This is a genomic window from Chryseobacterium suipulveris (assembly GCF_022811685.1).
Lineage (GTDB): Bacteria > Bacteroidota > Bacteroidia > Flavobacteriales > Weeksellaceae > Kaistella > Kaistella suipulveris.
Genome location: NZ_CP094532.1, coordinates 502,561 through 517,608 on the forward strand (window position 1 = coordinate 502,561; position 15,048 = coordinate 517,608).

At 40.2% G+C, this 15,048-nt stretch carries 14 protein-coding genes; all 14 read left to right on the forward strand.

Annotated features, from left to right (window positions below; genetic code table 11):
- Positions 1–27: 27 nt before the first annotated feature.
- The 14 genes from glyA to MTP09_RS02455 all read left to right on the forward strand — a co-directional run bounded on the left by glyA (position 28) and on the right by MTP09_RS02455 (position 14,978).
- Positions 28–1,293, forward strand: coding sequence for a serine hydroxymethyltransferase (gene glyA, locus MTP09_RS02395; RefSeq protein ID WP_243550300.1), 1,266 nt, complete (start codon positions 28–30; stop codon positions 1,291–1,293).
- A 62-nt stretch (positions 1,294–1,355) separates the two neighbouring features.
- Complete coding sequence (locus MTP09_RS02400) at positions 1,356–1,835, forward strand: regulatory protein RecX (RefSeq protein ID WP_243550302.1); 480 nt, start codon at positions 1,356–1,358, stop codon at positions 1,833–1,835.
- 100 nt (positions 1,836–1,935) lie between these two features.
- The gene (locus MTP09_RS02405; protein WP_243550304.1) at positions 1,936–2,571 is read left to right on the forward strand and encodes an outer membrane beta-barrel protein; all 636 of its coding nucleotides are present in this window, start codon (positions 1,936–1,938) and stop codon (positions 2,569–2,571) included.
- Positions 2,572–2,720: 149 nt separating this feature from the next.
- A complete protein-coding gene (locus tag MTP09_RS02410; protein ID WP_243550306.1) occupies positions 2,721–3,446 on the forward strand; it encodes a polysaccharide biosynthesis/export family protein in 726 nt (241 codons plus the stop codon).
- A 6-nt stretch (positions 3,447–3,452) separates the two neighbouring features.
- Positions 3,453–5,798 carry a GumC family protein gene (locus MTP09_RS02415; RefSeq protein WP_243550308.1) on the forward strand — a complete coding sequence of 782 codons (2,346 nt, stop codon included), beginning with the start codon at positions 3,453–3,455 and terminating at the stop codon, positions 5,796–5,798.
- A gap of 403 nt (positions 5,799–6,201) precedes the next feature.
- The gene (locus MTP09_RS02420) at positions 6,202–7,164 is read left to right on the forward strand and encodes an SDR family oxidoreductase (RefSeq protein WP_243550310.1); all 963 of its coding nucleotides are present in this window, start codon (positions 6,202–6,204) and stop codon (positions 7,162–7,164) included.
- Positions 7,165–7,249: 85 nt separating this feature from the next.
- On the forward strand, positions 7,250–8,383 hold the full coding sequence (locus MTP09_RS02425) for an NAD-dependent epimerase/dehydratase family protein (protein WP_243550312.1): 1,134 nt from the start codon (positions 7,250–7,252) through the stop codon (positions 8,381–8,383).
- A gap of 215 nt (positions 8,384–8,598) precedes the next feature.
- Positions 8,599–10,041 (forward strand): nucleotide sugar dehydrogenase, encoded by a 1,443-nt coding sequence (locus MTP09_RS02430; RefSeq protein WP_243550314.1) that lies wholly within the window; start codon positions 8,599–8,601, stop codon positions 10,039–10,041.
- A 13-nt stretch (positions 10,042–10,054) separates the two neighbouring features.
- The gene (locus tag MTP09_RS02435) at positions 10,055–11,137 is read left to right on the forward strand and encodes a DegT/DnrJ/EryC1/StrS family aminotransferase (RefSeq protein ID WP_243550316.1); all 1,083 of its coding nucleotides are present in this window, start codon (positions 10,055–10,057) and stop codon (positions 11,135–11,137) included.
- Between the two features lie 2 nt (positions 11,138–11,139).
- Positions 11,140–11,781 carry an acetyltransferase gene (locus tag MTP09_RS02440; RefSeq protein WP_243550317.1) on the forward strand — a complete coding sequence of 214 codons (642 nt, stop codon included), beginning with the start codon at positions 11,140–11,142 and terminating at the stop codon, positions 11,779–11,781.
- 1 nt (position 11,782) lies between these two features.
- Positions 11,783–12,889: a TDP-N-acetylfucosamine:lipid II N-acetylfucosaminyltransferase gene (locus MTP09_RS02445; RefSeq protein ID WP_243550319.1), complete on the forward strand. Its 1,107-nt coding sequence runs from the start codon at positions 11,783–11,785 to the stop codon at positions 12,887–12,889.
- A 4-nt stretch (positions 12,890–12,893) separates the two neighbouring features.
- Positions 12,894–13,124 (forward strand): glycosyltransferase family 2 protein, encoded by a 231-nt coding sequence (locus MTP09_RS14500; RefSeq protein ID WP_396022238.1) that lies wholly within the window; start codon positions 12,894–12,896, stop codon positions 13,122–13,124.
- A gap of 4 nt (positions 13,125–13,128) precedes the next feature.
- Positions 13,129–13,503, forward strand: coding sequence for a glycosyltransferase (locus MTP09_RS02450; protein WP_396022239.1), 375 nt, complete (start codon positions 13,129–13,131; stop codon positions 13,501–13,503).
- 5 nt (positions 13,504–13,508) lie between these two features.
- A complete protein-coding gene (locus tag MTP09_RS02455) occupies positions 13,509–14,978 on the forward strand; it encodes a lipopolysaccharide biosynthesis protein (protein WP_243550321.1) in 1,470 nt (489 codons plus the stop codon).
- Positions 14,979–15,048: the final 70 nt, after the last annotated feature.

Below are 15,048 nucleotides of genomic sequence, written 5' to 3' on the forward strand. Positions count from 1 at the left end.
TAAACCAATTCCTTTATTTAAACTGATATGGATCCAATTTTTGACCTGATCGAACAGGAAAGACAAAGACAGACTCACGGAATCGAGCTTATCGCCTCAGAAAATTTTGTTTCGGAAAATGTGATGAAAGCGATGGGAAGCGTCCTCACCAACAAATATGCGGAAGGTTACCCTGGAAGAAGATATTACGGAGGTTGCGAAGTAGTGGATGAAGTGGAAACTTTGGCAATTGAGCGTGCAAAACAACTTTTCGGAGTGGAGTACGCAAATGTACAGCCACATTCCGGTTCACAGGCAAATGCCGCGGTTTATCTGTCAGTTTTGAAACCAGGGGATTCAATTCTAGGACTTGATCTTTCAATGGGAGGTCACCTTACCCATGGTTCTGCGGTGAATTTTTCGGGGATTCAGTATAATGCTAATTTTTATGGAGTTGATCGTGAAAGCGGACTGATTGATTACGAAGCAATGCACCACAAAGCACTTGAAGTAAAACCAAAAATGATTATTGCGGGTTATTCTGCCTATTCCAGAGATTTGGATTTCAAGAAATTCCGTGAAGTGGCAGATGAAGTGGGAGCGACGCTTTGGGCAGATATTGCGCATCCCGCAGGTTTGATGGCGAAAGGACTTTTGAGCACACCGTTTGAACATTGCCACGTTGTAACTACAACGACACACAAAACACTGCGCGGACCAAGAGGCGGACTCATCATGATCGGAAAAGATTATGAAAATCCATACGGACATAAAACTCCAAAAGGCGAAACCAAAATGATGAGCGCTGTAATCGACAGTGCTGTGTTTCCTGGGATTCAGGGTGGACCGCTGGAACATGTGATTGCAGGAAAAGCCGTTGCTTTCGGTGAAGCGATTGACGGAAAGTTTGAAACTTACGCTAAACAAGTGATATCCAATGCAAGAGCTTTAGCAAAAGCAATGATCGATAATGGTTTCAATATTGTGAGTGGTGGAACCGACAACCATTTGATGCTCGTGGATTTAAGGAATAAAAATGTCAACGGAAAAGAAACTGAAAAAGCATTGGTAAAAGCCGATATTACCTGCAACAAAAACATGGTCCCTTTTGACGATAAAACAGCGTTTACCACTTCGGGAATCCGTTTGGGAACCGCCGCCATTACAACTCGCGGACTGAAAGAAGAAGATATGTCAACTATTGCGGGACTCATCAATGATGTGGTAATGAATATTAAAGATGATAATGTAATCACCGGAGTTCGCAAGAAAGTAAACGAATTGATGGATTCGCGGCCGCTGTTTCAATACTAAAAGAATGGGGCGCGATAATCGCGTCCCAACTCTTTTGGCAACTTTTCTTTTTCGAATCAAGAATGCTCCCAGAAAAAAAATCCTACACCTTTGCAGAAATCAAGCAGAAAATGGCAAACTACTGTGTTTACCAGGATCGCTGCCATCAGGAAGTGGAACAGAAATTGCTTGAGTTCCGCGTTATTCCCGAAGCTAGAGAGGAAATCCTGCTTTATTTGATGAAGGAGAACTATCTCAACGAGGAGCGGTTTACCAGAAGTTATATCCGTGGAAAATTCAAGATTAAGCAGTGGGGCAGAAACAAGATCAGGAACCATTTGCGTATGAAAGGAATTTCTGACAAGTTGACTTCAAAATGTATGGATGAAATCGATGAAGGGGAGTACCAAAAGACCATCGTGAAGATCTATGAAGATTATGTTACGAGAATCCGCGGATTGAAGGAGTATCAAAAAAGGGCAAAAACGATACGTTATCTGTTAGGTAGGGGATTCGAATATGACGTGATGCAGAATGTATTGTTAAATAATTCTTGCGAATGAAAAAAAATTACAGTTATTTGAAATAAATTTAATTAATTTGCATGAAATATTACACTAAAATAATAACTATTAATAACTGGATATGAAGAAACCCATATTATTGTTAACAATTTTTCTCATGGTGATGGGTAATGCACAGGATTTTAAGTATGGAGTTACCGCAAATTTCCATAAGGGATCTATTGTCGGAGTTCATGACCGTTCGATAGGGAAGTTTGGTGGAAACTTAGGGATGTTCTTTCAGTTTCCATTAGTGGATAACGATATCTTTGATTCTGCATGGCTTTATCTTGAACCGCATGTAGAATACAGTATGCAGGGTGAAAATGCGGAGGTTAAAAAAGATGTGTACGGACTGCAAAAATTTCATCACGACTATATTACAGGAACCGTATATGTGAAATATTTTTTTAATAGTAAGGGATATAAAAAAGATTTCTTTGTTTTTGCGGGTCCTCAGATCCAGTTACTGGTGAGAGAAAACAGAAAAGTTGACCCAGAATATGATCGTACCCACTATAAATATAATTTGGACGACAAGGTAAACAGTTTTGGGTACGGAGTATCCTTAGGTGCCGGCCTTAGAATCGATGACGAGATCGAGGCGTTCATTCGTTTTGATAGGGGATTTAGTAAGGTATATCCGAATAATGACCGAAACAATACCTATAACAGATTCTTAGGAATCGGTATTAACTATTATTTGCAGGATCTGTTTGAGAGAAGAACTTTCTAATCAGATTCAATCAACAAAGATTTCAAAGTGTAATATTTTGATACATTTGTAATCTTATTTAATAAAAAATGAAAGAATACTTTAAGGTATTTATTATAATTTTCTTATGCTTACTCTCTTCCTGTAAACCTAAGGAAAATTTCGTCTATATGTCGAATGACAACTTCGAGAAAGAAGTTTCACAGGCAAAATATTCAGGGCTTCATATACAGGAGGGTGATGTGCTCCAGATCTTAGTTTCGGCTTTTGACGAGATTGCGGTCCGCCCCTTCAATGTTCGTACAATGCCCAGAACTTCCGATCCCTCTTCCGGTGCAGGGGGAAATATCAACCAGGCATCATCAGGTACTGAATACATTGTGAATTCCGATGGCACCATCACGATGCCAGTTTTGGGACAGGTATTCTGTAAGGGAATGACGAAGCAGCAGTTGAAAGCAGATCTCGAAAATCGTTTGAAAAGATACCTGACCGATCCACTGGTGACCATCACGCTGACTAATTTCAATATCAGCATTTTGGGCGACGTGAAAAATCCTGGTCAAAAGACGAGTCCCACCGAAAAAATCAATATTTTCCAGGCAATTGCTTTAGCGGGAGATTTAAATGATTCTGCCAACCGAACCAACATTAAGCTGATCAGATACTCGGAGCAGGAACAGAAAGATAAAGTGGTTTCCCTCGATCTCTCCGAGGCGTCTATTGTCAATTCTCCTTATTACTATCTTCAGCAAAACGATATCCTTTACGTGGAGGCCGACAGAAATAAGCAGATTGCCGCAAACACCACCAACCCCAACCGAAACCTGATTATCCAACTCGGAGGAATCGCATTGGGTCTCGTAACATTAATTTTCAGTTTAACTCGCAAATAATTTTTGATGGAACTACTCGAAAGTTCGCTTCCGGCTCATAAACCAAAACCTGTTAACATCAAGAGAGTTATTCTGAAATACCTCCGCAAGTGGCCTTGGTTCCTGCTCAGTATGGCGGTTTTTTATACTGCCGCAAAAATCTATCTCCGGTATGTGGAGCCACAGTATTTCAGCAAAACCAATTTGATGGTTCAGCAAAGCAAGAATACCGCCTCCGCTTCAGCCCTTAACGATATGAAGAATTTGGGGATGGGCGTTAGTGGAAACAGTGAGCTGGAGGGAGAAACAGTGGTCATTGTTTCAAAACCGATTCTGGGAAAAGTGGCAAAAAACCTTAATCTCGATGTAAGCTTTTTTGCGGTGGGAAAAATTAAGGAGGTTGAAATGTACGCCAACGGACTCACTGGTAAAATCATCAAATTGTATAGTCCCAACAGCTTTAGTGGAGCCACTTATTTTCTTCATAGTGTCGGAAAGAATTCATATAAACTCATAGACGAAAAAGGGTCGTCCAGTTTAACAATCCCTTTTGGCGTTCCGGCAAAATTACCTTTTGGTACCATCCAGATTGATATTGAGCCGGGAATGAAGCTCACCTCGCCACTAAAAGTGATTTTCAAGAATATCAACAGGGTTTCGCGCGGTTTAGAAAACAGTATTACTGTAAATCTTCCACAGGGAAAAGGAATGCTCATGGAGCTTTCCACAGTGGGGCCGGTTCCAAAAAAATCAGAAGATATCCTTAACGAGTTAACGAAGCAATATATCCTCGATGGGATCAACGATAAGAATCAGGAAGCCGAAGGTACTCAGGAATTCATCAACGACCGTCTTGCGATTATTACGGAAGACCTTTCAGGCATTGAAGGGCAAAAAGAAAACTTCAAAAGGCAGAACGGTATTGTAAACCTGGAACAGCAGGGGAGTATAAGTCTGGAAAACCTTAACGAAAACACCAAACAGATCCTGACTAACTCGATGGAACTGGAGTTGGTGAATGCCGTACTCTCCGCATCATCAGGTGAGCAGTTGCTGCCGACAGGTTTGGGTTTAAGTCCGGCGCTCGAAACAAATATTTCCGAGTACAATAATTTGGTTCTAACCAGAAATCGTGTGCTGAAGCAGGCAACGGGAGAAAACCCGGCAGTGATCGAATTCAATAAGCAGATTGCCGCAATGAAAAATCTCATACGCAAAAATCTCATTGAAGCCAGGGAAACCCTACAGCTCAAAATCGGACAGGCCAACGCGCAACTGAATTTGGCCAAAGGAAACATCAGCCGATATCCCACCCAGGAAAAAATATTCCGAAGCATCGACCGTCAACAGACTCTGAAAGAGCAGCTCTACCTCTATCTTCTACAAAAAAGAGAGGAAAATGCGATTACGCTTGCTGTGACTGCACCTAAGGCAAAAGTGGTTAATCCCGCCTTTACTACAGGGATTGTTCAGCCCAAATACGACCAGATTCTCTACGGATCTTTAGCGGCAGGTTTCCTGTTGCCGCTGCTTTTCTTCTACACAAGGAATATGCTCGATACCAAAGTTCATTCCCGGCAGCAGATCCTGTCACATATTCCGGATGCCTCAGTCATCGCTGAAATTCCAGAAAATGACGAGGACTACGCCATTGTGAAACCGAATGATTTCTCTGTATTTGCGGAATCGTTTAGAATTTTGGGATCCAACCTGAAGTTCCTGCTGAAAACCAAGGCAACAGCAAACGGAGGAGTGGTATTGGTGACTTCCTCGGTTAAAGGAGAAGGGAAAACAACGATTTCAATGAATATCGCCTTGACTTTGGCTGGGAAAAACAAAGTTATTGTTATCGGTGCCGACATCCGTAATCCGCAGCTGCACCGTTTTGTGGAAGGAAAAAATATTGGACTGACCGATTTTCTTATTTCAGACGAGACCGTGCCCGACAAGTGGATCGTCCATTCGAAGGTGAACGATAATCTTGATGTTCTTTTCAGCGGCCAGATCGCTCCAAATCCAAATGACCTGCTCGATATGCAGAAGTTTGATGACATGATCGGGTATCTGAAAACAAAATATGAATTCATCATTCTCGACTCTGCACCGGTAATGCTCGTAAGCGACACGCTGCACTTAATCGAGAATGCGGATGTGGTGCTGTACGCCGTTAAGTCCGACTTTACCGAAAAAGAAATGATCGATTTTGCGGAAGGTTTCAAAGCCGACAACAATATCCGTAACATGGCATTTGTCTTAAATGGAGTAAAACCGGAAAATACCAGATACGGCAAAAAATATGGTTACGGCTATTATTCCTATACCCACGACGAAAAACCGCCACTATTGGAAAGGATGAAATTCTGGAAATGGTAGGGAGTCCGAAGTCCGAAGTCGGAAGACCGAGATGCATGATGGAATGTGAGAAAATTTTCCTCCCCTGTCTGCCGACAAGGCAGGCTTTAGGGATGGGATAAAGAAAATTTTAGAACGAGTCCGAAGTCGGAAGTTCGAAGTGTCGGAGAGTGGGAGAGTGGGAGAGTTGGTGTGTAAGAGAGTTGGTGAGTAGGTGAACTGGAGAGTAGGGACAAATCGCGAAACCTAACGAAGTGGTTTGACGAAGTCAATTGTCCAATCAAAAGAGTTGGTGAGTGATATGAAATTCCGAATTCCGAGTTGCGAGTTCTGAATCTTCAAACCTGAAACCTGAAACTTGAAACTCGAAATTTCTTGGTAGTAATAATTAGGGAAACTTCAAACCCTCAAACTTCAAACTTCAATGAACATACTTATTACCGGCGGTGCCGGATTTATCGGATCCAATTTATGCGATTATTTTATTTCGAAAGGACATCAGATTACCTGTCTGGATAATTTTTCAACGGGGTTCCGTAACAATATCGAACATCTTTTAGAAAACCCCAATTTTATTTTGATCGAAGGCGACATCCGCGATTTGGAAACCTGCCGGAAAGCGTGTGAAGGTCAGGACTATGTACTGCACCAAGCTGCGCTCGGCTCCGTTCCGCGCTCGATCAACGATCCCATTACCAGCAACGACGTAAATGTGGGTGGATTCCTGAATATGTTGGTGGCGGTACGTGACGCTAAAGTGAAAAGATTTATTTATGCGGCAAGTTCCTCCACTTACGGAGATTCCAAAACGCTTCCGAAAGTGGAGGACGTGATCGGAAAACCACTTTCGCCTTATGCTATCACTAAGTATGTAAATGAACTGTACGCCGATGTTTTTAGCAAAACCTACGGAATGGAATGTATCGGACTGCGCTATTTCAATGTTTTTGGGAGAAGACAGAATCCGAATGGCGCGTATGCAGCAGTGATTCCCAAGTTCGTCATTCAGCTCATGAACCACGAAAGTCCCGTAATCAATGGAGACGGAGAGTATTCCCGCGACTTCACTTATATCGACAATGTCATCCAAATGAATGAACTGGCGATGCTGTCCGATAATCCCGAAGCGGTCAACCAAGTGTATAATACGGCAGTTGGCGACAGAACCACCATCAAGGATGTGGCTCAACTTTTAAAAGAATTTCTTTCAAAATATGATGAAAAAATCGGCGATGTGGAAATCAAGTACGGTCCGGTTCGTGCGGGAGACGTTCCCCATTCCAAAGCGAGTATCGAAAAAGCAGCAAGTTTATTGGGATATTCACCCAGTCACCGTTTCGCGGATGGATTGAAAGAAGCTGTAGATTGGTATTGGGAGCATTTGTAATACCGAAGAAATCTTACAATTAGATTTTCTTTTCTTATTTTTGAAGGTGATCCAACAAAACAATATCAAATAACCGATCCAACCCATGAAGGAAAAAATATTAATTACCGGAGGAGCTGGATTCATTGGTTCTCATCTTGCGCTACATCTTTTGGAGCTGGGAAAAGAAATAGTGGTTCTTGATAATCTTTCACCTCAAATCCATGGGAACCCGGATGATTCTCCGCTTTATCAAAGCATAAAAGATAAAGTGGAATTTATTAATGGGGATGTTCGGAATTATGAGGATTGGGAAAAAGCGCTCGAAAATGTCCAAAAAGTGGTACATCTTGCAGCAGAAACTGGTACCGGGCAGAGTATGTATGAAATTCAGAAGTACATTGATGTCAATTGTGGTGGAACAGGGATTCTTCTTGATGTTCTCGCCAATCGAAAACATCAGGTTAGAAAAGTGGTCATTGCATCTTCGAGAGCGGTGTATGGAGAGGGAAAATACAGTTGTTCAATTCACGGGGTAGTGTTTCCCGAATCCAGAAAAGATGCAGATATGGCGAAAGGCGAATTTCAGCCAAAATGCCCGGAATGTAATGCGGACCTTCAAATGCTTCCCACCACCGAAGACTCAAAAATTCATCCCGCATCAGTTTACGGAATTACCAAGCAGTTTCAGGAACAGTCCGTTCTTAATGTTTGCGATGCTTTGGGAATTGACGCAATCGCGCTGCGTTACCAGAACGTGTATGGACCGGGACAGTCCCTCAAAAATCCATATACCGGTATTCTTTCCATTTTTTCCACCCAAATGCTGAACGGTAATCCTGTTACTATTTTTGAAGACGGAGAAGAAAGCAGGGATTTTGTCTATATTGACGATGTGGTCAGAATCACGGCAATGGCTCTGGATGATGGAAGAGTAGGGGAAAAGTGTTATAATGTAGGTTCGGGTAAGGCGACTTCGGTACTTGCAGTGGCTGAAAAACTGAAGAGTATTTACAACAGTGATGTCGAAATTAAGATCTCCGGAAATTACAGAATCGGTGATATTCGACATAATATTGCTTGTGTAGATCAGTTGAAGAACGACTTTAAAATTTCTCAATTGGTAAGTTTTGAAGAAGGGATTACTCATTTTGGGAACTGGGTAAAGCAACAGGAAATCCAAACGGATCTTTCTGAGCAGTCCATGATCGAATTGAGAGAAAAGGGACTTTATAAATAAACGAATGCAAAACATAATAAAAAAATATTGAACATTGCATTAATTATATCATGAAAGCATGGGAATAGATTCCTTTTCAAGGTGTTCTGTTGATAAAGTTCGGAAAAGCGGTTTCCAAATTTTAAGAATTATTTAAAACCACAAATCTAAAAATAGAATATCTTTGCAGGATAATCTTTAAAAATATTATTTTTTCTACTAAATCAGAAAACACAGTGAATCATAAAATAACAGTTATCGGATTAGGATATGTAGGATTGCCGTTGGCGCGGCTTTTCGCGACAAAATTTCCCGTGGTGGGATTCGACATCAACCAAAAAAGGGTAGCCGAACTCAAAAATGGGCACGACGACACGTTGGAAGTTTCCGACGAACTCCTGAAGTCCGTCCTACTCTCAGAAAACCCATCCGTCATTGCCAGCGAAGCGTGTCACCCTGAGGTTCTCGAAGGGTCGACCGCCGCGAAGCAGGAAAACAACTCACCGACACTCCAACTCTCCGACACTCCAACACTTCCGTCTTCGGTCATTGCGAGCACAGCGTGTCACCCTGAGGTTCTCGAAGGGTCGACCGATGCGCAGCAAGGTTTGTACATCACCGACCAAATCTCCGATATCACAGATTCCAATATCTACATCATTACCGTTCCAACACCGGTGGACAAAAACAACCGCCCAGTTTTAACCCCCTTAATCAAGGCGAGTGAAACGGTGGGCAAAGTCATCAAAAAAGGCGATATCGTGATTTATGAATCTACGGTTTATCCCGGTGCGACAGAGGAAGACTGTATACCGGTGGTGGAAAAAACTTCCGGACTGAAATACAATGAGGATTTCTTCGCCGGTTATTCTCCCGAAAGAATCAATCCCGGAGACAAGGAACATACAGTCGAAAAAATCTTGAAGGTTACTTCCGGTTCCACTCCCGAAATTGGGAAAGTGGTGGACGAAATCTATAAATCCGTTATCACCGCGGGAACGCATTTGGCTCCGACCATCAAAGTGGCGGAAGCGGCGAAAGTCATCGAGAACTCACAGCGCGACATCAATATTGCATTTGTGAATGAGCTGGCAAAAATTTTCAACCTGATGGAAATCGACACCCACGCTGTCCTCGAAGCGGCGGGAACCAAATGGAACTTCCTCCCTTTCAAACCGGGATTGGTTGGCGGACACTGTATTGGTGTAGATCCCTATTATCTGGCACAGAAAGCACAGGAATACGGATATCATCCTGAGATTATCTTAGCGGGAAGAAGATTGAACGATTCCATGGGGAAATATGTTGCAGAGCAGGTCATCAAGGCAATGATCAAGAAGAATATTTCGGTAAACGGTGCAGAAGTGCTGATGTTGGGAATTACTTTTAAAGAAAACTGTCCCGATGTGCGCAATACCAAAATTGTGGACGTGATCGCCGCACTGGAAGATTTCGGGGTGAAGGTCACCACTTTCGATCCATGGGCAAATCCCGACGAAGTAAAACACGAGTATGGAGTCGAAAGTACGACTCAAATGCCGAAGAAAAAGTTTGATGCCGTGGTTTTAGGCGTGGCTCACAAGGAATTCCGCGACCTCGACCTCAGCCTCAACCTCAAGGAAAAAGGCGTGGTGTATGATGTGAAGGGAGTATTAGAAGAATCGCACGCAAAATTGTAATTGAATAAAATATATGATACCGGTAACCAAACCATTTTTACCACCACAACAGGTCTACCAAAGTTATTTGGATGGCATTTGGAAAAGACAGTGGCTTACCAATATGGGGCCATTGTCTTCGGATTTGGAATTGCGGTTGAAAGAAGTACTGAATGTGGATCATCTGCTTTTTGTGACCAATGGAACGGTGGCGTTGCAAATGGCAATTAAAGCCTTAGATATGAAAGGAGAAATTATTACCACACCCTTTTCCTTTGTGGCGACCACGAGCAGCATTGTGTGGGAAGGATGTACACCGGTATTTGTGGATATTGATGAAGATTCTCTGAATATCAATGCGGATCTTATTGAGGCAGCGATAACTGATAAAACCTCCGCCATCCTGGCGACGCATGTTTATGGTAATCCTTGCGATGTGGAGAAAATTGAAGAGATTGCCCAAAAGCATCAGCTTAAAGTGATCTATGATGCCGCACACGCTTTTGGAGTGGAGGTAAATGGGAAATCGATCTTTGAGTACGGCGATATATCCACCTGTTCGCTGCATGCTACCAAGCTCTATCATTCCGTGGAGGGTGGATTGGTGATTACCAAAGATGCTATTTTGTTGAAAAAGTTAGCGTACATGAGAAACTTTGGTTTCGATGGTCCGGAAAACTTTGCTGAATTGGGAATCAATGGCAAAAACTCTGAATACCATGCCGCGATGGGATTGGCAAACCTGAAATATTTGGACGCCATCCATCAGAGAAGAAAGGAACTCACCGAAAGGTATGATGAAAAACTAAAAAACCTAAAAGCGAGAAGACCCATATGGCATGCCGGTTCCGAAAACAACTTTGCCTATTATCCTTTGGTGTTCGAATCGGAAGCATTGATGTTGAAATGTGTGGAGCTGCTGAAACTGAATGAAATCTTTACCCGAAGATATTTTTATCCTTCCTTAGCAACTTCTTTGCCTTATGTACAACCTCAGGAATTACCAGTAACAGGCGATATTGCCCAAAGGGTTTTGTGTTTGCCTTTGTATTATGACCTAACTTTAGAGGAAGTAGATTTAATTTGTCGTTTAATTTTAAGAGTACAAAATAACTAATTATGCTGATCATTGGTGCGAAAGGTTTCGCAAAAGAAGTGCTTGAGATTCTTCATCAAAACGGACAAACCGAAGATCTTTGTTTTTATGATGATGTGAGTGACGATGTACCTGAGAAATTATTCTGGGAGTTTCCTGTTTTAAGAACGATGGAACAAGCAAAAACCTATTTTAATCAAACCTCAAATCAATTTATTTTAGGTATTGGGAATCCTCTTTTGCGCAAAAAACTTTGTGACCAATTTGAAAATATAGGTGGCGCGCTGAGCAGTGCCATCAGCAAAAATGCTGAAATAGGAAGTTTTGGAATTAACATCAGTTCAGGATGTAATATCCTTTCAGGAGCAAAAATTTCTAATGAGGTAGAAATAGGAAAGGGCACCATGATTTATTATAATTCAGTGATTACGCATGATGTAAAAATTGGAGAGTTTTGTGAACTCTCTCCATCGGTGAACATCTTGGGAAGAGTTCATATCGGCAGTTTTGTGAGTATAGGAGCAGGCTCCGTAATTTTTCCTGATGTGGTTATTGGTAGCAATTCGGTCATTGCTGCAGGATCAGTAGTGAGGAATAATGTGCCTGAAAAAGTGATGGTCGCCGGAATCCCTGCGGTGATTAAGAAAGAATTGATAAAGCCATAGAATGAAAAGAATTATTCATTTTGCCAATGATGAAAAGTTTATCGATAAAGCTTATGATGAATTCAAGCAGTTTGAATCATTAGCTCATTCGGATTTTACTATTTTCAGTAATAATTCTCAATTGAAACACATTCGTTTTAAGTGTTCTATAGCAGATGAAAATTATTTTAACCATCCAGAAACAGAGGTAATCTTAAATTCTTATGATTTAATTATTATTCACTTCATGGATGTAAGATATTTTGATTTGCTTAAAAACCAAAGAATTAAAACAAAAATTTTATGGATTGGATGGGGTGGAGATTACTATTGGTTGATCAATACGATTAATAATTTCTCAATATATAAGGAATTAACAAAAGCCCAACTTGGAATAAAAGACAACTTTTTTCTCAAAATTCTGAAAAAGTATAAAAACAACAAAAATGTAAATTTACTGAATAGAGTAAATTACTTTTCACCAGTATTAGAGGAAGACTTTTCACTAATTAAGAAAAATTATAAGAATTTTAAGCCTCAATACGTTGCATGGAATTATGGTAATCTAGAAGACCATTATAGATCCGATTTGCCAATACTTGGGGATGCTGTACTTTTAGGGAATAGTGCTACTGCTACCAATAATCACTATGATCTTATCAAGATTATTGACCAACTGAATCTCTCTTATGAAAAAATCTTCATACCGTTAAGTTATGGAGAGAAAGGATATAAAGATCGCTTGAAAAATTATCTTTTGAAAAGGGATATTAATGTAAAAAATATCATATTACTGGAGGATTTCCTGACAGTGGACGAATATAATAATATACTTTCCCAATGTAGTAATGTTTTTATGGGACATATTAGGCAACAGGCAATGGGAAATGTGATCTCTTTAATTTACATGGGAGCTCGGTTATTTTTCTTCAGGGAAAGTGTGGTATATAATTATCTCATCAAGAATGGTCTTGCGGTATATTCTTTTGATCAGTTACTCGACAATAGACAATTGTTACATGAAACAGTGGATTCCGAAACTCATTTACAGAATCAGGAAATCTTAACAGCACTTTGGGGAAAACAGATCAATAGAGAGAATACAGAAAGAATAATTATGTTGGCATAAAAGTATGAATAAGAATTTACCAAAAGTTAGTGTAGTAACCATCACTTATGGTCACGAGAAATACATCAAAGAAACCCTTGATGGAGTGATGATGCAACAGCATTCGGGACCCGTGGAATTTATTATCGCAAACGACAACTCTCCAGATGCCACCGATGAGGTCGTGAAGAAGTATTTCTTAGAAAATCCGGCACCCAGCAATTTTGAAATAAAATATACCAAACACAGCCAATAAGGGCATGATGCCTAATTTCATATGGGCATTAGAACAGGCAACCGGAAAATACATCGCCCTTTGTGAAGGTGACGACTATTGGAAAGATTCTTTGAAGTTGCAGAAGCAGGTGGATTTTTTGAATGAAAATAGGGAGTGTGTTTTTGTTTTTACTGGAGCAAATGTTTTAACGAATGAAAGCAAAATTCGATCTTATTATAAGCACAAATGTTTTAAAGAAGGGATTATGAAAAGCAAGAAGCACTTAGCTGAAGTCCTGACTAAAGTTTCGAAAGCAAACTTTAAGCCCCTTGTTTATGAAAATCATCGACAGGAAATCCGACAATTCGGATGGAAAGAAAAAATTAAAACTTGGGATCGCTTTTACAGATCACTATAATCAGAATGTCATTACGGAGTAAAACTTTTTCAGGCATTATTTGGTCTGCGATACAGCAGTTCAGTACACAAGGAATTCGTTTTGTTGTTTCCATATTTCTTGCAAGAACTCTCTTGCCCGAAGAGTTTGGTCTTATAGGAATGATCGCCATTTTTATGGCAGTTGCGACAGAACTTATTACTTCAGGTCTTGGTACTTCTTTAATACGTGCGGATGCCCCGGATGAACGGGATTTTTCTACAGTTTTTTTCTACAATCTTGTCGCAAGTGTTATTTTATACATTATGCTTTTTATTACTGCTCCTTTGATTGCAGATTTTTTTGATCAACCGCAGCTTATAAGTATCACTAGGCTTTATGCTCTTACTTTTATTATTAGTTCAGTTTCCGTGATACAGATTAGTGTACTGCGGAAAACAATGAATTTCAAAGGAGAAACTAGAGCTTCGGTTATTTCAACTATATTTTCGGCAATCGTTGGTATTGGCATGGCAAAATCCGGATTTGGAGTTATGAGTCTTGTTTGGATGTCAATTGTAGGTGCTGCTGTTCAGTCTTTAATTTTGTGGTTTGGCTCATCCTGGCGTCCTAAACTAATTTTCGACAGAAAAAAATTCAGATATCATTATAAATTTGGGTACAGAATGGCAATTGCTGGAGTGCTGAATGCGGTTTTCAATAATATTTATACTCTGGTAATCGGTAAACTTTTTTCCCCTGCACAATTGGGATTTTACACCAGGGCGGATACCCTTAAACAGTTTCCGGTAAGCAATATAGGAACTGTACTTAATAAAGTTACTTTTCCGCTTTTTGCAGAAATAAAAAACGATAACCAGAGGTTGCGGAGTGCATACCGCGAAATAATTCAGCTGGTAATCTATATCATTGCTCCATTACTTATTTTTATGGGAATACTTGCAGAACCTCTGTTCAGATTTCTGTTTACCGAAAAATGGCTGCCCGCAGTTCCTTATTTTCAGATTTTGTGTATTAATGGTATTTTGTATCCCCTTCATTCCTATAATCTGAATATTTTATTGGTTAAGGGGAGAAGCGATTTGGTGTTAAGGCTGGAAACACTAAAAAAAATAATTCTTGCTGTAATCCTGGTTTCATCTGTTCCATTTGGAATTTATGGATTGCTGTGGGGACAGGTTATTTATTCTGTAACTTGTTATTTTATCAATTCTTTTTATTCCGGAAAAATGATTGAGTATCCGGCCCTTAATCAATTATATGATATATCAGGAATAATAGTCCTTACATTTGCAGTTGGTGTTATTCTATATTTTTTTAATGAGTTTGTCATAAATTCAAGTTTCGGTGACCTTCTAAGAATTTTAGCGAATCTTTTTGTTGGATTTTTTTTATTTTATGCAAGCAGTTACTTTTTAAAGGTTGAAGCATTACAAAACATTATAAAAATGTACCATTCAAACATAAAGAAACACATGTCTCAAATTAAACTATAAAATTATCAATGCTAAAAAAAGATAAAAAAAAAAAAACAAAATCCTCCATATTCAACAATCTGTATCGTAT